At 41.7% G+C, this 19,429-nt stretch carries 18 protein-coding genes; all 18 read right to left on the bottom strand.

The features are described from left to right. Positions 1-581: 581 nt before the first annotated feature. A complete protein-coding gene (locus tag ACHUFQ_RS01815; RefSeq protein WP_394172433.1) occupies positions 582-1,550 on the bottom strand; it encodes an AgmX/PglI C-terminal domain-containing protein in 969 nt (322 codons plus the stop codon). After that, a complete protein-coding gene (locus tag ACHUFQ_RS01810) occupies positions 1,550-2,101 on the bottom strand; it encodes an ExbD/TolR family protein (RefSeq protein WP_394172431.1) in 552 nt (183 codons plus the stop codon). The genes ACHUFQ_RS01815 and ACHUFQ_RS01810 overlap by 1 nt, the downstream gene beginning before the upstream one ends. Continuing rightward, positions 2,101-2,661, bottom strand: coding sequence for an ExbD/TolR family protein (locus ACHUFQ_RS01805; RefSeq protein ID WP_394172429.1), 561 nt, complete (start codon positions 2,659-2,661; stop codon positions 2,101-2,103). Before ACHUFQ_RS01805 ends, ACHUFQ_RS01810 begins: the two co-directional genes overlap by 1 nt. Positions 2,662-2,674: 13 nt before the next feature. Beyond that, entirely contained in the window at positions 2,675-3,316 is a 642-nt protein-coding gene (locus tag ACHUFQ_RS01800; protein WP_394172427.1) for a MotA/TolQ/ExbB proton channel family protein, read from the bottom strand. A gap of 115 nt (positions 3,317-3,431) precedes the next feature. Next, on the bottom strand, positions 3,432-3,815 hold the full coding sequence (locus ACHUFQ_RS01795) for a hypothetical protein (protein WP_394172425.1): 384 nt from the start codon (positions 3,813-3,815) through the stop codon (positions 3,432-3,434). After that, positions 3,808-4,545: a tetratricopeptide repeat protein gene (locus ACHUFQ_RS01790; RefSeq protein ID WP_394172423.1), complete on the bottom strand. Its 738-nt coding sequence runs from the start codon at positions 4,543-4,545 to the stop codon at positions 3,808-3,810. Before ACHUFQ_RS01790 ends, ACHUFQ_RS01795 begins: the two co-directional genes overlap by 8 nt. After that, entirely contained in the window at positions 4,532-7,414 is a 2,883-nt protein-coding gene (locus tag ACHUFQ_RS01785; RefSeq protein WP_394172421.1) for a tetratricopeptide repeat protein, read from the bottom strand. Before ACHUFQ_RS01785 ends, ACHUFQ_RS01790 begins: the two co-directional genes overlap by 14 nt. Continuing rightward, positions 7,414-9,603, bottom strand: a complete 2,190-nt coding sequence (locus tag ACHUFQ_RS01780) for a tetratricopeptide repeat protein (protein ID WP_394172419.1) — start codon at positions 9,601-9,603, stop codon at positions 7,414-7,416. Before ACHUFQ_RS01780 ends, ACHUFQ_RS01785 begins: the two co-directional genes overlap by 1 nt. Positions 9,604-9,624: 21 nt before the next feature. Then, positions 9,625-10,164: a hypothetical protein gene (locus ACHUFQ_RS01775; protein WP_394172417.1), complete on the bottom strand. Its 540-nt coding sequence runs from the start codon at positions 10,162-10,164 to the stop codon at positions 9,625-9,627. A 191-nt stretch (positions 10,165-10,355) separates the two neighbouring features. Next, a complete protein-coding gene (locus ACHUFQ_RS01770; protein ID WP_394172415.1) occupies positions 10,356-10,958 on the bottom strand; it encodes an outer membrane beta-barrel domain-containing protein in 603 nt (200 codons plus the stop codon). A 156-nt stretch (positions 10,959-11,114) separates the two neighbouring features. Then, the gene (locus ACHUFQ_RS01765) at positions 11,115-11,462 is read right to left on the bottom strand and encodes an SH3 domain-containing protein (protein WP_394172413.1); all 348 of its coding nucleotides are present in this window, start codon (positions 11,460-11,462) and stop codon (positions 11,115-11,117) included. Positions 11,463-11,697: 235 nt separating this feature from the next. After that, positions 11,698-12,864 (bottom strand): nucleotide sugar dehydrogenase, encoded by a 1,167-nt coding sequence (locus tag ACHUFQ_RS01760; protein WP_394172411.1) that lies wholly within the window; start codon positions 12,862-12,864, stop codon positions 11,698-11,700. Between the two features lie 21 nt (positions 12,865-12,885). Then, positions 12,886-14,436, bottom strand: coding sequence for a capsule assembly Wzi family protein (locus ACHUFQ_RS01755; RefSeq protein WP_394172409.1), 1,551 nt, complete (start codon positions 14,434-14,436; stop codon positions 12,886-12,888). A 61-nt stretch (positions 14,437-14,497) separates the two neighbouring features. After that, entirely contained in the window at positions 14,498-15,904 is a 1,407-nt protein-coding gene (locus tag ACHUFQ_RS01750) for an undecaprenyl-phosphate glucose phosphotransferase (RefSeq protein WP_394172407.1), read from the bottom strand. Positions 15,905-15,934: 30 nt separating this feature from the next. Next, positions 15,935-17,215, bottom strand: coding sequence for an oligosaccharide flippase family protein (locus tag ACHUFQ_RS01745; RefSeq protein ID WP_394172405.1), 1,281 nt, complete (start codon positions 17,213-17,215; stop codon positions 15,935-15,937). 13 nt (positions 17,216-17,228) lie between these two features. Further along, a complete protein-coding gene (locus ACHUFQ_RS01740) occupies positions 17,229-17,702 on the bottom strand; it encodes a glycosyltransferase (protein ID WP_394172403.1) in 474 nt (157 codons plus the stop codon). Next, positions 17,699-18,133 (bottom strand): hypothetical protein, encoded by a 435-nt coding sequence (locus ACHUFQ_RS01735; protein WP_394172401.1) that lies wholly within the window; start codon positions 18,131-18,133, stop codon positions 17,699-17,701. The genes ACHUFQ_RS01740 and ACHUFQ_RS01735 overlap by 4 nt, the downstream gene beginning before the upstream one ends. Before the next feature lie 8 nt (positions 18,134-18,141). Further along, entirely contained in the window at positions 18,142-19,380 is a 1,239-nt protein-coding gene (locus ACHUFQ_RS01730) for an O-antigen polymerase (RefSeq protein ID WP_394172399.1), read from the bottom strand. Positions 19,381-19,429: the final 49 nt, after the last annotated feature.

The following is a 19,429-nucleotide window of genomic DNA, read 5'->3' as shown; positions in this document are numbered from 1 at the left end:
TGACGTAGGGAGTGAGGATGACGTAGGGAGTGAGGATGACGACCCTTCCCGTCATTCCCAGATACTACTGGGAATCTAAAGCAAAAGCAGATCCCCACTTTCGTGAGGATGACGATGTGGGTGTAGGATGACGGCAAGGGAATTGCCCGTTTTGGCTTTTAACCGACGAAGTTGTCACCCAAAAACCTGTCGGGATTAAGGTTTTATCCACCCGACGAAGTCTTACCTCTAAAAACCTGCCGGTACTAAGGTTTTATCCACCCGACGAAGTCCTCTCCCCAAAATATGTCGGAACTAAGTTTTCTTCCACCCGACGAAGTCTTACCTCTAAAAACCTGCAGGGACTAAGGTTTTATCCACCCGACGAAGTCTTACCTCTAAAAACCTGCCGGTACTAAGGTTTTATCCACCCGACGAAGTCCTCTCCCCAAAATATGTCGGAACTAAGTTTTCTTCCACCCGACGAAGTCTTACCTCTAAAAACCTGCAGGGACTAAGGTTTTATCCACCCGACGAAGTCTTACCTCTAAAAACAAAAAACCGGCGATTAAGCCGGTTTTTTAAGTCAATTCCACATTGCTCTAGAATGGCAGGAAGTTAAACGTATACGACAATTTCGTTTCGTTCACATCTTCCGCACCAAAGTTAATTAACCGGATACGAGCTAGCAACTTACGTTTGAACTCTTCCAAATCAATTTCACTCGAGGCCACATCGACAAGAGACACGGTACCATCTGGTTGGATGATCAGGTTAACGGTCACCTTACCCTGAAGGCCTGGCTCTGAACGAAGCGCTCGGCGATAAATCGCATACAAAGCACCTTTGTTCTTATCAAAGGTACGGCGAATGGATTCCGTAGTACGAGCACCAGATAGCATTTCTGATTCACTCTGAGCGGCAACTGCAGCATTACCATCACCCGTAGGCATCACTTTCGCGGTGAACTCAGTGCTACTACGGCCCGCTAGCGTTGCCCCTTCACCTACGTCAGTAGATAAGGTTGCGTTACTTACGCCACCGGATTTTCCTTTGGCTTTACCCGCAAGAATAACCCGTTCAGTTTGTTCCGCACTGCCACCTTCATTTGTCAGATTGTCGCTTTGCAGATTACCCATATCCAGGCTATCGCGCATCTCGCTCAATTCATCAGATAATGCCAGCAACCCAGAGTTCTTCGCTTTATCCTGAGCTTTTTTCACCTTATCTTCCTTCACCACTTCGGGCTTAGGTTCAGGTTTTGGCTCTGGTTTCGGCTCTTCTTTCTCGGGTTCTGGCTCAGGTTCTGGCTCAGGTTCGGCCTCCGCTTGCAACTCAGGAACCGGTTCACGTTTTGGTGGAACAACTTCCACTTTACGCTCCATGATTCGCACCAGTTGCGGCGGGATCTTTTCCTTTTCTTCGCGAGTCTGCTCTGGCAAGGTGATTAACGAAACGATTAAGGTAAACACTAAAGTCAGGACAAGCATGACTCCTGTGATACGGTTAAACGTTTTGTTATCTTCCCCGATACGCCAGTGGATCAGCAAAGAATTTGATTGACTACTCACTACTGTCCCGCCTCCACACTATCCTGTGACTCAGCCTGCTCTAGTAGCTCATCGGTATTCGCATATACCTGCTCCACAGCCAGGGAAATATTGGTATAGCCTGCCGATGCTGACGTCTGCATGATCTTCTTCAATAACGCATAAGGAACACTCTTGTCCGCCATAATATTAATTGGCAGACCGTTTTCCTGTTCTTCAGGTGTCAACTGTTTGCGGCTTTTCTGATATTCCAACTCTGCGTTTAACGGATCCACAATCACACTATCCATAGCCATGAGTTCTTCAACGCTAATGATCTGGCGACCTTGTAAAATCACATTATTGGCATTTACCATAATCAACAAATTGTCTTTGGCGGCTTCTTCAGAAATCGATTCCGGCAATTCAAGCTGCTTATTGGTTTGCAATACCTGCACATCCGACGCGTTCACCATCAGGAAGAAAACCAAAATGGTGAAAATATCCATCAAAGAAACCAAACTTAACTTGGAGACTTTGGAATTACGCTGATGATGGCGCTGCATGCGTTTAGCGCGTAATGATTGCTTCATTATTCACTACCTCCTGCTGCTGCGACACCTTGGGTCACTAATTCGGGATTTTTCAATGTCGGTGCATCGCCTAACGAGATATCCGGAAATAATTCGGCATCTACGACAGAAGCTACAACCACGGCTTTGTAAGAGCGGGATCTATCCATCAAGGTCACTATGGTCTGATAATCAATATCCGGCTCAAGTAACAACGACAAATCGCGCTTTTCAATACCCTGTTTAGCAAGTAATTGTTTCACCTGCTTTAAGGTCGCAACTAAGGTCTCATAATCGTATCCTTCCTCATTGGAAGGTATATATTTAAGCAAATATGACTGCGGATAATAAACCTCTATGGCATCTTTACGAACCATAATTTCCAGGTTTTTAACCTCTTCATCATTTTGCTCAGTTTGCTGGGCGGGATCGGCTAAATCCGGCAGCTTAAGATCCAGAACGGTAATATGGGAAAATACCATCATCATCAAAAGCACCGGCACCAGAACAATCATCAAATTCATAAATGATGTTATGTCCAGTTCAGCTTCCTCGCGCTTAATTCGGGGCTTTCTTAGCATTCGTAAGGCCCGCCTATTGTGCGTTTTGCTTAGCCGCTTTATCTTTACTGATGATATTCAGGAATTTGACGCCAGCCATTTCCAGGTTATCAACAATTTCCGTCGTTTTGGTTTGCAGCACAGAGTGAAGTAGCAATAGTGGAATTGCAGAAATCAAACCAAATGCTGTTGTGTTCATCGCAACGGAGATAGATTCAGAAAGCAATGAGGCTTTTTCAGCCGGGTCTGCCGAGGCTACCGCGGAGAATGCGGCAATCAAACCAATGATGGTACCAAGTAGACCAAGAAGCGTCGCAATATTTGCCAGTGTGGCAAGGTAAGACGTGCGCTTTTCAAGACGAGGCACAACTTCCATGACCCCTTCTTCCATCGCATATTCAATTTCATTGCGGTTCGCGTTGTCTTTTAAACGGCTAACCCCAGCACCGAAGATACTGGTGATCGCTGATTTATCAGAAATGCGACCGATGGATTCGAAATCTTTGCGCATTAATAGCGGTTGAATAGACTTTAGCGCTTTGCCATTTAAACGGGATGCGCGTGTAAGATAGATGGCACGTTCCAGTGCAATCGCCAACCCTATCGCCAATACCACTGCGATAGGAAACATGAAGGTACCCCCTTCCTGGAAAAATCGAATAATTGTCTCAAACATAGGTCCTCACCTTTTTGTTCTGTTATCTGAAAATACACCTTAACGTACCGACAAATACGTTAAATTTTTGATTAATAAAAAAAGCGGATAAATGACCGCCAAAGTCCCTTTTTTATTATTGTTGGCTTTGCTTAAAGTACACTATTTCCCGCTGCAAGCTTTCGCTATCCAGTGGACGAAATACCTGTTCGATCTGAGTGGTTATTTCGGTTGATAAACTGCCCGCCTGCTCTGGGTTTTGCCAAGGTACGATCGACAAAACTTTTGGTTGTTCCTTGTTACCAACAATCGTGGTTTCCAAGGTAATAAAGCCACTACTGGTGGGGGCGGTAGTAACTGATGAATTGGTTGCCGTTGCTTCCTGTTCTGCGTTCTCACGGCTTTGCTCGGGAGTTTCCACTTCCAAGCTTTGTGCTTGCTCCTGCTGAGCCATAACATTGCCCGCAAATAACAGCGAGGCGATGACGGCACCACACAGGGTGTAGAAGAGATTAGCCATTATTATTATCCTTTTGAGTTGCGGATAATTGCGCTGAACTGTCAGCAATCCAACCATTTACTTTTCGATTTTTGCTATCGGTCAACACTTGGTAGGTCTGGTAGTGCTCGATAGCGCCCGCCTTATCACCAAGGTAAATATCTAACAAAATCCCTAAATTATGATGCGCTGGTGCAAATGCAGGCCAACTATCTAACGCAGATAAATAATGTGCTTTTGCTTGCTCAAACTGCCCTAATTTACGCAAAACGGTGCCAAGACGATTATGAGCAAAGTAGTTATATTGATTGGCACTGATGGCTTGTTGGTAATATACCTGAGCGAGTTTTAGATTATTATCTTTAAGCGCTATATCACCTAACTTTAGCTTAATTCCGGACAGATTCGGATGATTAATTGAAATTTTTTCCAATGCCTTGCGGCCATCCGTCACGGCGCCGCTGTCAACCTTAGCCATTGCGTCTTTAATCTCGTGAGATAATGGTGGTTGCACTTTTACCGCACTTTGCTTGTACTTATTCGGCAAAGCAACTAATCGAAGATATTCCTCACTTTTGCCTTCTTTCAGTTTCGCCTGACGAGCTTCTTCTTCGATTCGCTGTTGTTCAGCCAATAACGCAGCTTCTTCTTCCGGACTGATCGCACAGCCAAGCATCATTAACGGCAACAGACTAAGCATTAGCCCGTGGCGAATAGAGCGTATTCGAAACGTAGATTTAATAGAATTCATCAACAACCTCTACAATTACTTCCTGCTTATCGTAACGACCAGGCAATAATTCACTTAATGCGGTAAAACTTTCCTGAATCCACTCGTTATACATGCCATTCCAGCTACGCTGCACATTTTGTTCATGTATGGCGATGGCTTTATCTTCGAATGGGAAAGCCTGTTCTTCTAACAAAATATCGTATTGTTCAAGCTCTAGCTCATCTAAGCCGCCTGGGCGCTGGGAGTTCATTAAATCACTCGCCAACTGATTATAAATGGCGCCAATCTGGAAGTTAGCCTGAGTGGTAAAATCGGCGACGCCATAAGATAGCGTTTTGTTGTACTCAGACAACGCGGTATCAAGCAGGGCACGTTTTTTCTTCAAGCTATTAGCCAACGGCAAGGTTAACTTAGTCGCGCTAAACTCATCCATCGCCTGTTCGGCAAAGGTAATCGAAGCCATGGCAGCCAAATACTTGGAACGGTTACTACGCTGTTCACCCGCTTTGTTATCCGATGCAATAAGCTTTTTCAGCCAGAATTCACGTTTATCTGTGTCCCCATTCTCGCGGTAAAATTCGCTCATTTTATATTGCGCTTCAATATTTACCGACAACGGTTGCGGATAGGTGTGTGCGTATACTCGATAAGAGCGCATTGCCTGGTAACGATTGCCGGCCTTCTCATAGGTCTCAGCTGCTAACCAAAGCATCTCACGGGTTTCATCACTGTTAGGTTTTTCCGCCCAAATCATTTTCAGATAGTTCGCCGCCTGTTCCCATTGCTCGGTTTGTTGATACGCAAACGCTAGCTTGGTTAACAGGTCTTCCGATAATTTATGGTTGGGATAAAGCACTCTGAACTCATGCAATTGGTCGATGGCTTTATACCACTGCTCCATTTCCATTAAGTAACTTGCCATATCATACTGGGCATTCACTCGGATCGGTGAATCCGGTGTTTTGCGAATAATTCGGGCAAAATGGTCAACGGCTTGTTGCAAGTTTTCTTGCTCTACCGCAACTTCGGCCTGCCGATAAATACTGGCGGCTAATCGATCATTAATGTTGTTGTAGCGCTTAAGGGTGTGATCGTATTTAACCAACAAGCGTTCATAGGTCATCTCTGCTTCTTTGTAGTCTTCCATCGCAAAGCGACTATGACCGATAACAAGTAACGCCGAAATTCGCTCTTCCAGGGTTAACCGTGGATCGTTTTGCAACGCATTATTGGCATACAATAAGGCTTTTTCATATTCGCCTTCGCGGAAAAACTCCTGAATAATATCGTTTTGCACCATGGTTGAACGAGGGTCATTACCGTAATGCAAAATAAATTGCGCTTTGTAATCCTGAAGCAATACGTTGTTTTCCGAGATAGCCGGCGCCGAGCGTAATGTAGCAAGGAGCTTTTCCTGACTCAAGATCAAGGCATAAGCCGCTTCCGGACCATTTGGATCGCCCTCTTGTTGATAGGCAACGATTTCAAAATATTTGCCAGCAAGTCTATATTGCTCGGTTTCATAATAACTTTCCGCCAGATAGAACATGATCTCATTAGAACGTTCATGGCCTGGAAAGTTAGATAAAAATAGCTGATACCAACGTGCAGTCTGCTGATAGGCTTCCGCCATCTCGTTCACTTGCGCATTTGTCGGATTTTTTGCGGCGGTTACGATACGGCGCTTGGCCTGAGCCTCAGCATGGGCATTTTGCGCCAGCTCTTGTAACAGGTCCATTAATACCGGGGTGATTTTTTCTTTATTGATTTCCGATTTATCTTGCCAATATGGCGAGTTCAGCTCGTAGGTTGCCGCAAACTTTAACTTCTCGTCCATCAATTGGGTTGGGAAGTTCCCCATCACCAGAGCATCCATCTTCAGCTTAGAAAACCAGACTGAGCCAGGATGGTTCGGATTACGCTTTACAAATTCGTCATACACATCGACAGAGTCGGTATAGCGTTGTTTATCCAGATAGAAATTACCTAAGTCCTGATAGTTAAGATAGGTATAGGGACGCTCACCCATGCGATCATAATGAGCGGCAATCGAATCGCCTCCGCCTTCCGGGCTATAGGAGAAAATTAACGTCATCACGTCAAAGGTTTCACGCAACAGTTGCTGATCGCCTTTGGGGATTAATAACGCCATTTCGTCGATAGTCCAGATATTATCGAATTCGGCGATAATTAACGCGTCGAGTAATTTCGTAAATGACACCAAAGCCTGTTCGTCGGCTTCAATTTTATAAAATGACCAACCCTGCATATACAGACCGATATGATAAAACGGGTTGTTTTCCTGGGTTTGAACTACCGAGGTGTAGCTAGTTAATGCTTCGCTGTAACGCTGCTGCGAGAACAGAATCTCCGCCTGACGGAATTGCAATTCTAACCTGTAAGGGTTATCCGGGTGTTCTTCAATCAAACGCGTGATCGTGTCAAAACTTTGTTGTTGCTGGCCTTGTAAGTCATAGGCTTTTGCCAGCTGATACAGCAGACGATCATTACCAACACCACCAGGATTTTGATTGATCATGTCGGTCAAGGCCGCGATCGCCTCATTATAATACTGATTACCCGGTACACCATTGAGCTGAGCTTCTTCGGCTTCGAGTAATTCCAAAATCGCAAGACGTTGTCGGATATTGGCTTTAACGTCTTCGGGAATATCGAGTTTAAGTACTTCATGGAAGGCCGTTTTCAGATCACTGGCTTCCATTTTTGGCAATTCAACTTTCACTAGCGGTGAAGGTTGTAAATCCAGTTGGGCAAGGGTTGAACGTCGTTCTTTGGCATCCGCTAATCGAACATCGTCCTCATTCAAAGATGAACAGGCGCTTAGCAATACCGCTGAAATCGTAAGAGCTAATAGGCTTTTATTCATTATTCCTGACCTCCACCCGAATTCGAATCGTTAAATTCATTGTCACGTTGGAACCCGGCATTTTGCAGACGCACAATGGCCAGTTCAGCCTGTTGGACATAATGATCGATATCCTGAAGTTGGGTGGTCAAACTAAGTTGTAATTGGGTTTGCATATCTTTGGTGATACTCGAGCGTACCAGCAAAGCGTCATTTAGCTTGCCCTGTAATTTATTTTGCAGGTTATTAATTGGCGTCAATTCTGTTGCTGCAGCTTCCTGATATCGTCCGGCAGCGATCACCGTATTAAATTTCTCGCTAGCGCCTAGACTGTCGAGATAGTAGTCACCCAATTGCCATAGCAATACACCGCCAATACGATTCAGACGTTGTACATTTTGTTGATATTGTTCTGAATCTTTATCCAGATTATCCTGAGCGTAAAAGGCTTCACTGAGCTTGCGATAGCTTTCCAAATCGGCGAGCAACTTGGTTTGCTTTTCTTCGACTTTACTGTCCTGATAAATACGGCCCGTGTGTGTTTTCCACTGGCTATTCAAACTATCACTTTGTTGCACAAAATTGGTCATAAACGACTGGATGCGCTGTTGATTCACTTCCTGCTCGGCCTCAACAGACATATCCAAATCTTCGGTTAACGTTCCATAGTATCCCGCGGCCAATGCATCGGCACGCTGCTGCCACTCCAATAGCTGAATGATAATGGCGTTTACGTCCTGAAGATCTTTAAGTTTATTCTGAAAGCCCGAACTTGCAGCAAGCTGAGAGCTATGTAGCTGCGGTGGTAGTGTTAACGTAACGTCGGCACCTTTTAAGCCTTTACGCTTATTTACTTCGGCCATATCAATGCTGTATTGAACAACGGTATCGAAAAACTCGTCGCTATTGACCATATCAAGCGCACCAATAGCCTGAGCCTGTTGTTGACTAAAACTAACCAATGCATTGTTGTATGCAGTGTGAGCCGATTGTAGGTCGTCCAATTTTTCATAACCATACGCAACGGCAATAAAGGCTTCTCGAACAAATGGCGATTTTGATTGTTGTGCCGTAAGCTGCTGCCAGATAGCAATTGCGGCATAATACTCTTCTTTGTTGGACATCGCCCAACCATAACCTAACATCGCTGACTGGGTATCAAGGTTATTCTGGGTAACCTGTTTAAAGGCATTGATCGCCAGATCGTTATTGCCCTGACGGATGTACAAATAGCCCATTGCCACATTGGCGCGGTCACTTAACGCTTCACTTTCGTCACTCACTGGCAATCGCGATGCAAATTGAACCGTTTGTTTGAAATGCTTAATAGCCTGATCTAAATCACCAAGTTCAACCCACTTAACGGCTTCGTTAAAGGTGATGTAACAATGATAAACAGACTCTTTAGGAATATTTAATCGGGCCTGACCGACCTGCGACATACGGCCATTGGCGATATGCATCTGTGCTAGCAGATAATAGTAATCTTCCTGCATATAGTCGGGAAGATCGCCTTGTATTTTATTTAATGCCTGTGAGGCTGCCTGAACATTTTGCTTACTGGCAAAATTTTTCGCCAACAAAAACCATGCACTATCACGATATTGAGGATCGTCTATGGCATCAAGCGATTGCTCAAATTTCTTTCCAGCATCACTATTAATATCAAAATGTAGGTTCAACCCGGCAGCAAATAGTTCGCCGTTTGCGGTAACCGCTTCACCTAGGGCTTCTTTACCTAGACTCAATTCCGTTAATGCGTCGAAATAATTGCCCTGATAATACTCGTATGCCGCTAGTGAGGTAGGTAAATCTAATTTATTGGTCTTGATCTCATGTTCGCGCAGCTGCTCTGCAACAGTTGTGGTCGTTGCGGAATCTGAAAGGTTTTGCGGAGCGCTTTGAGTTGAATTCTGGTTTTGAGATGTTGCCTGATTTTGAATTGCAGCATTGCTTTGACTTGCTACTGGGGTTTGAGCCGCAACATGAAAAGAAGCCGAGCCGAGGCTAAGAGCGGATAGGCTAAGCACGGATAGACCGAGCACCGACATCAGGGCGCAACTGACCTGTCTCGCACTATTGGCAAGAGAAAAACGGTTCTTTAATAGTGAATTACTACCAGAACTACTGATTTTGCACTCGTTGGTCAAATACTGCTTAATTTTGCGTGGAGTGTCCGCTCTCGATTTTGAATACTGCTGATTACTCATTGGTATGCTCATAAACGCTTGTTATCTTTCAACAACTTCAAAGATCGGCTGTAAAGAACGAGTTGAGTAACTAACTTTTAACTCAATCGCCTTGGCAGTACTACCTTTGTTGAAATCCAGACTAGCGGCACGCTTATAGGGTTTATTATAGCCATCAACCCCAGTAAAGAAAGCCACCAGGGTATGATCGCCCGGAGAAATATTCCCTAAAAACACCCGTTGAATGCCGCCTTTTGTTAACGCATTGATTTGCCTGGATTCATATTTTCCAGACGAAATTACCTGGCCATCGAGTTTAATTTTCAAATCATCGATTACGAATTGTTCACGGGTATTAAAAGAAAGGTAAATGGAAATTTGCTCGACATCGGGATAGAGCAGTTTTTCTTCGAGGAGTCGCAACTCGGTGCTTAAATCAACAATTTCCGGTTTAAGCGTATCCAGCGAACGGCTCGAATTTTGAGGTTGGCTTTCCGATTGAGAAAATGCTTTGAAGCAGATGAAAAACGGCAAGGTGACAGCAAGTAATAGCATTGCCATTTTTTTATTATTGTATTTCATTGGTTAACCTGTTCACGAATTAAACGGTTGTCTATTCATTATAGTGCTAAGCCTTAACCTATCACTATCCGCCCATTTAAAACAACCGTGCTTTTAACCAAACACTCCCTTTTTTCAAGAGCGGTTAATGCATTTCCATTTTTTACAACAGCTTACAGTTGTTTAGAAATCAAAATAATTTTACCTTGATTTTAGAAATAATAACCAAGACCCACAGCGGCCTCTATGTCTATTGCCCAAGCATCCGTATCATGTTTAAGTTGATGATGAACATGGCCACGCAAATCAAAGCGAATATTAAAATCATCGGTTAACATTACTCGGTAACCGCCACCACCAACCACAGTATTATAATTACCGCCGTTATAATCGTTGGCGCTTTCGAAATCTGATTTACCGCCGCCAAATACTAAGTAAGTGGCTGTGTTATAGCGATAGTTCTGGCTTAAAAATAATTGTCCGGGAAACTGATAGCCCATTACCGCATCATAATAAGTCACGCTATTACCATGTCCGGTCACGCTATACGAGGCTTCAGCGAATATATTTTCCGTTAAATGGTAAGCAAATCGAACGCCAAATAGACCATTGGTACTTACATGTTCAACATTAGCTAAGCCAAGCAGTCCCGTTAACTCAAAATCTTTTGAATGCATTTCAATGGTAGGTTGGCCAATGACAGGATCAATGACGGTTTGTTCTACGTCCTCTTCGGCATAGGCGGATGACATAGTCGCTGCAGTAAAAGCGGTCGCCAAGGTTAGCTGGATAAGTTTACTTTTAAAAGTATCCACTGAGTTTTGCTCCTGTTATTCGTGTTGTTAGTAAAGCATTTTTATACGAGAAAAGACGAATCAAGCAATTGGATTCGTCTCCAAACCACAACTATACAACAATGTAAGTCATAGCAACAAGCGGGGGCTTGCAAAATCTCTATTAATTATAAACAGTTATTTGGAAATACTGCTAATAAAATTTTTCACCAATGATGGATTATAGGTAACTGGATTGCCGTCACCATCCAAAGTAAACACCAATTCATTCTCAGAAATCCAGCCTTCGACGCCGTTTTCGGTCTGAACTTTAAACCAACCGGTGCGTCGATTGGTCAATACCATCCATTCGTCTTTTTCTGCGACGTAAAAAATCGGCGTTTCTACCGCAGGACCTAAATGAATATTAATAAAATCACTGGCGACACGAACTTGCGGCCCTTCTGCCGCAACGGCGCTTAATGAAGGAATAAAGGAAAAAGTTGCAGTAAGAATTACCGCGAATAGTTTTGACAGTTTGTTCATAGCAATATTGCTCTTGTTATGGTTTGCAACAATGGATTCTTAAATACTTATAATGTTGACATCCGTTGAGGATAAGCGTTTAAGTAACTTTATTTATCTATACTTGAACCTTAAAGCAATGTTTATCGTTTTTCTAGTTTTAAAGGTAGTTTTTTATTTTGGTCCTTAATTTTAAGACAGCATAAAAAAGCCGAGCAAAGGCTCGGCGTTCTCATCCCACGACTAATGATACCTATCAATCGGATCCGAACAAATCTCGTGTATATACTTTTTCGGCGACATCCGATAGTTCACTTACCATTCGGTTAGATACAATTAAATCTGCTCGTTGCTTAAAATCTTTAATATCCGTTATCACTTTAGAATTAAAAAACTCGTCTTCGTTAAGCACCGGTTCATAAATTATGACTTCGACACCTTTCGCTTTAATTCGTTTCATGATGCCCTGAATCGAAGACGCTCTAAAGTTATCCGAACCAGCCTTCATTATTAACCGATATATACCGACCACTTTAGGTTTATTTTTAAGAACGGAATCCGCGACAAAGTCTTTTCGAGTTGTGTTAGCGTCGACGATTGCCTGGATCATGTTATTTGGCACATCTTTATAATTTGCCAAAAGCTGTTTGGTATCTTTTGGCAGGCAGTAACCACCATAGCCAAACGAAGGGTTGTTATAATGGTTGCCAATTCTAGGGTCCATACTTACGCCGTCAATGATATGGCGACTATCTAAACCATGAGCTTCAGCATAAGAATCCAGTTCATTAAAATAGGCAACACGCATCGCAAGATAAGTATTAGAGAATAATTTAACCGCTTCTGCTTCTGTCGAGTCCACTAACAAGGTTGGGATCTCTTTCTTTATTGCACCTTCGGCCAGTAACTCGGCAAATTTTTTGGCACGCTCACTTTGTTCACCAACGATAATACGCGAAGGATAGAGATTGTCATAAAGCGCTTTTCCTTCTCTTAAAAACTCGGGTGAAAAGATAACATTAGGGCAACTGAATTCATCCTTAATGCGCTGAGTATAGCCAACTGGAACTGTCGACTTGATAATCATTACAGCGTCGGGATTAATCTGCATTACGTCTTTGATTACGGCCTCAACTGACGCGGTATTGAAATAGTTTGACTCGGGATCATAATCAGTTGGCGTGGCAATAATTACAAAATCAGCATCTTTATATGCCAGTTCTTTATCTAGTGTGGCTTGAAAATCCAATTGCCTGTTTGAAAGAAATTCTTCTATCTCTTTATCGACAATAGGAGAGACTTTATCATTGAGCATCTCAACTTTTTTGGCAACAATATCAACCGCAATGACTTCATTGTGCTGGGCTAATAACATTGCGTTGGACAATCCAACGTAACCCGTTCCTGCTACTGCTATTTTCACTTTTATATCCTAAATAGTTATTTAAAGTTGATAAACGATATTTACAAACGCTTCAAGATTACTTTGAGATTTTATACTGTCTAAAAAGCTTGAATGCGAAAAATCAATTCCCGTTTGCAACTTCAACCTATGCATAGTTCGTTGATATTTAATATTAACGCCAACAACATCCTCGGCAACTTTGGATACGGTATTGCCTCGATAATCGTCGTCTGGAAAACCGTCACTATTATCATAATTTAATTGCAATAAACGAAGCTTAATTTGCCAACGGCCTGATAATACATCTTTTAAGGTATTCACCCCTAACACAAAAGATTTGGCATCACCTTCATAAGGACTTGCAATTACACGCCCTTGATAGCGTAATCCCGTTTTATATATTTTATGCTCATAATAGAAATCGCCAATACCTACACCGCTTCCATAATTTACGTTTACACCATCATTATTATCAGCAAACGTATCTGCATATTCACCATAGAGTAGAATGGGTGTTGAGAAGACGTTAGCATAAGCATCAATGCCCCAAAGATAACGTTCTTCGCCAAAAATGCTTAAGCCACCTTTACGGTCACCATCCTCTGCATTCATTTGCATATAGAGACTAATTGGCACCGAGAATGTAGGGTGTAAATTATAGCGAATATCGTAACCGCCCAATTGATTTCCAGGTTCTTTACCTTGACGACATTCTTCCTGGCTTGGCCCTTCTCCACCACAATTATCATGCCCTCTTAACACGTCCCAGAAAATACTGGCATCTTGTGGTCTACCTTCCCCACCCCATTGAGCAGTCCTTGAAAGGCCAAGCTCTAGAGCTTGTGTTAATTTAAAGTTAAATCGAAAACCCCAAAGCAGGGCATCTGGGATATGCCGTTCTCGTTCAAATTGCCCCATGTATGTTGTAACCGTCCAGGGTATTGACCAGTCATCAACAAACGGCATAACAAACGGCTCTGACGACGCACGACTCAGCGATAAAGCAGGTATAGGCCGAGCGTTACTAGTTAGAGCAAGTGATGTATCCCATCCGGGCCCATACCAACGGTCCTGCATCCCGAAAGATATAACCCAATTGCCAATAAAGCCGGCTAAATAACTATCATCAAGACGTAAGGAATCGTTTCTACGCTCGTCATCATAAATACCCGGTGCGAGCTTGGCAGCCCAATGGTTTCCTTGGTAGCTAAAATGTCCCTGAATAAAATTCCCGTCTCGGTAAGGATCACCAAAACTGGAAAAACGGTTTTCATCGCTGGCTACATTTACTTCTATGGATTGATGATTATTTTCATTTCGAGTCAGCGCAGCTTGTATTGACCAATATGAGGCTTGATTGGATTCATCCAACAGTGATGGATCTATTTGTTTCATCCCTACTTCAACGTCTTTCCACATCATTGGGAACGTGGTTGTCGGTACATTCAACAGCCCCGCGTCTGCCAGATATTGAATATCCGTGCGTAAAAACACATCCGAGGTATCTATCCAGGGCTCTGAATATGCAAGATTCGATGTTAAAGCTAACGCTAACCCTATGAAAAGCGCGAGGAATTTATTATTTTTCATAATGACTACTGCTTAAAGAAGAGATATTTACTGACGTAAAAACTAAATGATGCAATTTCGATTAATAAGCGTTTTTATTCACGAAACCTTTAAAAATGGTCATGAAAATTATTTTCAAATCCCAACTCAATGACCAGTTACTAATATACTGATGATCATAGTCAATGCGCTTTTGCATTTTTTCTAAGGTATCGGTTTCACCGCGCCAACCGTTTATTTGTGCCCAGCCCGTAATTCCTGGTTTTACTTTGTGACGAAGCATATAGCCATCAATGAGCTTACGATATTCTTCATTGTGGGCCACCGCATGTGGGCGTGGACCAACAATAGACATCCCCCCTTGCAGCACATTGATAAATTGTGGCAGTTCATCCAAGGATGTGCGACGCAAAAATGCTCCAAGCGGTGTGATTCTGACATCATTTTTCGTTGCCTGTACTACTTTGTCACCATTGTCCATTGCGGTCATTGAGCGAAACTTCCAAACATTTATCGGCTTTCCATCGATACCATATCTGTGTTGTTTGAAAAATACAGGCCCTGGCGAAGACAACTTAATGGCGACCGATATCGCTAGTAACACAGGACTGATAAGAAGCAATATAATACTCGAGATAACAATATCCTGAATTCGTTTCACCAGTCTATTTGCGCCTTCCATTGGCGTGTCGTATATAGAAATAACAGGCATACCATTAATATGACTCATACGAGCATTTAATAATTCAAAGGAAAACACATCAGGAACAAAAATCACCGAACACGTAGTATCAGCTAATTCGGACACTACTTGTTGGATATATTTATCGTGTTTCATTTTCAATGCTATGTATACTCGGTCGATATTATTTCCTCGAGCATCCGAGACGACTTGCTCCAAGCCACCTAGAATCGGTACATGGGTATTAGCAACTGTAGTATCGACATATTTTAGATCTGAATAAAAACCGACTAACCTAAGCCCCATACGAGGTAGCTTAATGATATTCTCAGCTAACCTCAGCCCAGCTTCACTCGCCCCTACAATAACAACGCGGCGCTGATTGAAGCCTTTTTTACGATAAAAACGCAATATTAACCTTAATGACACCCTAGAAGTGATGAAATAAAGGCAACAGATCAAAAACCATCCTCCCAACAACGGCATCATTTGCTCTTTAAAGCCGCCTTCCAACGTAGCAAAAACAAAAAAACCAAAAAGAAAGCTTAATACCCAATACCTGAGGCCTTTAAACACTTCTAAAGCAAGACTTTCACCGCGCATTGACATATAAAAGCCACGGGTATTGGCAATAAATTGAAAACACAAAGTGGTTACAAAACCACAAATCAAAATCGAAATGGACTGTTCTAAAACGCCTGAAGATATCACCATGAACATCAAAGCTAACGGAATACACAACAAATCCATTAAATGGTTAAAAAATGAAATAAGAGATGAATGTCTCTGTAAAATACCGTACTGCATTATTAATCTTCTTTTAAGAGAGGGGGAATTCTAAAAAATATTCAATGTGTTAAAACCTAAGCGTAACTTTACGAAAATCACGGCTAAGAGGTTTTGTATGCACAGGCCTATCGCAGTAGCTAAAGCTGTACCTAAAACGCCATAATGACTAGTTAACAAGAACATGAGTAATAAAGTAATAATTCCAGTAACTAACACAATATTTCGCATATCATTTTCATAGCCCGCCATGTTCAATAGATAAGCTACGGAACCACTCCATACATTAATGAATTGACCCAGCAGCAGCACGATTAAGATAGAACCGGCTGCCAAATACTGTTCTCCAAATATTGAAAGTATGAAATCACTAAATAAAATCATTATTAGTAAGATAGGAACTGAAACAACTAGCATCAGCCTGCTACAAAATTTTGAGACCCGTCTCAACTCATCTAGATTCCCTTTTTTTGCTATTGCAGCAAACTTAGGTGCGGCAACCATATTAACGGCAATCAAAACAAAGCTCACTAGAGCGCTAATTCGCTGAGATACTGAAAGCAGTGCAACATCCTGAATAGGTAGCATCCCTCCTGCAATTAATTGCCCAGCCCAGAGGAGAGTTTGTTGCATTATCAATATTAACCAAAATGGTTTGGCTGATTCATAAAGCTCACTCAATCCTTGGTAATTTAGCTCGCCTTTATTAGTAGGCGACCTCCGCCATACAAAAAGTGCAACCAACAATGAGCTAAAATATGAACATGTTAATACTTGAATCGAGGTTTTAAGCGATAGAGACTGATATCCACAATACAAAGAAACTAATATGGCAGTAAATATAAATGGTGTGGATATTGACTGGATAAAAGTCGAGGCTGAAGCATTATGGGTACCCTGAAATACAAAACCAAACAACATGTACAGTGCGTAAAACGGTATCGATAAAGCCATATAAGGAATCAAGTCTAATAAAATAGGTTTATCAAATAAATCGAATACCACAACATCTCTAAAAATGATAATAAGCGAGCTAGTCAAAACTGCCACGCTTAAGACGGCAATCACGGATACGTTAACAATGCCTTTTATTTTCCCATAGGCTTGGTCATCAGTATGTATGCCTAAATATTTTACTACGGCATTATTTAAGCCTAACGTACAGATCATGCCAGTAAACGTAATAAAAGCAAAAGACAGGAAAAATGCACCCGAGTCTTCTAGACTAAGGGTTCTTGCGACAACAAGATTCATTATAAATCCTGAAAACGCCCCCATCACCCGCAAAACAAAAGTTATGCCGGCTTTCCTTATGAAACTTCTATTCGTCAAAAGATAAACCTAATTAGTCGCCAATATAATCTTCTATGGATTGAATCAAACTATCTGACGCATAATCCGATATAGACCCACCTTGAATGGAATCTAAGTCTTCCAATATGGCGATTAATTCCGCAGGAGAATCAGCGACGTAGCATCCCTCTATGTCTCTGAATTTTTCACATGTAGCCATCTGGTGCTCATTTCGATGCTCCCCCAAACTTGCCAACCGGGGCAATATAATGATTGGTTTTTTATTGGTTAATGCGCTGATTATGCTTCCCATACCCGCATGAGAGACAATAACATTGGCTCGTTTGAACTTTTCTTCATATTCTGACTTAGCTAAAAACGGTTTACTTTGGAAATGGCGAGGGATATACGTGGATTCACCTATTTGACCAAAGGTTTGTATGTCTTTATGTCTATCAGCGAATTCATCAACAGCCTTAATTAACCTTTCGAAGGGAAGTTGTGTCCCTACAGTCACCAGTATCATAATACTTTCCCTTTATATTTAGGGCCATTTTTGTCGGCAAGCTCTGGCCACTGAGTCAGCCATAATCCAACAATCCCACCTATTTTTTGGCCGCTCAATGAGAGCTCTTCGCTATTCGCTATACTGTCTAGCCAAACAGTTTTTTTGTTGAAAATTTTTGCGAATAAAATGGCGAAAAATCCTGGTGATGCTCCGGTTGAGATCACCACATCAGGTCGTATTCTTATTACAATAAAAAGTATTTGAAATGCTTGAATGATTAATTTAAATTTTTCATCTAAATTAGCATCAGTAACACAGTAATGGTTTTCATCTCCATTTTTAGGGAACGTAGACACAAAAGTAGTATTATTTTTATTGAATATGGGAGCTAAACGGTTTAACTGAATCCAGTGTCCACCATCAGAAGCTACAGCTAAGATTTTTTTCAATTTATTTCCTAATATAACTTTTTATTGCTAATTAAAAACTCACGTATCAGCCAGGCGATACACAAAAACACAAGCATAACAATTATCCGATAGGCGCCAGCTTGTAACCCCTCTCGGACGATAAAAAACCCCATATACACAAATGATAAAAACACACAAAACACAAGAGTGCTCTTGGTGTTAAAAAGTACGAGATCATATACCCGGCATAATATCGCAGAGCAAAATAGAATGATAAAGACTCCCAAATAACCTGAAACCAATAAGCCTTCAGAAACTAGAGTTGGAGAAAGAGTAACGCCCCTTTCATATCCGACAATTACATTTGTATAGTAGCCTGATGCATTATTTAAAAACTCGGGTTTTTCAGGATATAGAAATCTCGGTACCAATCTTAGAAAGTGTTCAAAAAATACGCTCATTCCGGGAGCAACATGTGTCTCTAAATAAACTTTAGTTTTAAGAATGGCATCTACAGGGAACAAATCACCTTGTACATAATAGAAAGCAGCTTCCATAGGACTGGAAAAAACCCCGCCGTCTTCGCCAAGATATCTAATAAATGCTAGTGCTGTTAAAAAGACAGGAAATAAAACAAAAATTCCAATATAAAACGTTTTCCTAGAAACAAGCTTTAAAGATAAAGCGAATATAACAACCAACAACAATTGCGCCATGAGGATTTGTCTATAGCCGTTCAATATGACATAAATAAATACCCCGTATAAAATGAAACAGAAAGATATTTTAGCAATTGACGTTCGGGGGGTTTTTGAATTTTTTACTTTATAAAGTCGATATATCATGTAAGGTAAAAAAGCAGTAAAAAACAAGGTTAGAAAACCCATTCCTTGTGATGCCTCATACCTAGATTCGTAGCTAGTTTGTCCTAAACTTGTGCCATTCACAGCGGCAAATATTGTTACTGACAGGAAACTTAGCATTGCTAAACCCAGCAGTCCATACTCGGATGTTTTACTCAAATTAAAGTCTGATTTTGTTAGATCAAAAGCGTAATTAACACTGCCATTTTTCCAATAAGGTTTAATAAATACTTTGCTAAACGCAAGGAAAACAAATTCCCCAAGATAGAAAGCTAGTACCCCCATGATAAAGATACTAGCAATTTCGTTGATCCCATATAGATTCATTTTGAAACCAATAATTTTTTCCATGGCCAAAACAAATACAATTCCAAAACCAACTATAAAATTGTAACAAAAAAACGTAAAGTTGGTCAGCGACATAGGTCTTTTCTGGAATCGAAAAGCCGAGATCAATAAAAGCCCCAAATTT

It is taken from the genome of Thalassotalea litorea (assembly GCF_043642205.1).
Lineage (GTDB): Bacteria > Pseudomonadota > Gammaproteobacteria > Enterobacterales > Alteromonadaceae > Thalassotalea_A > Thalassotalea_A litorea.
This window is presented reverse-complemented; position numbering and strand designations above follow the sequence as displayed.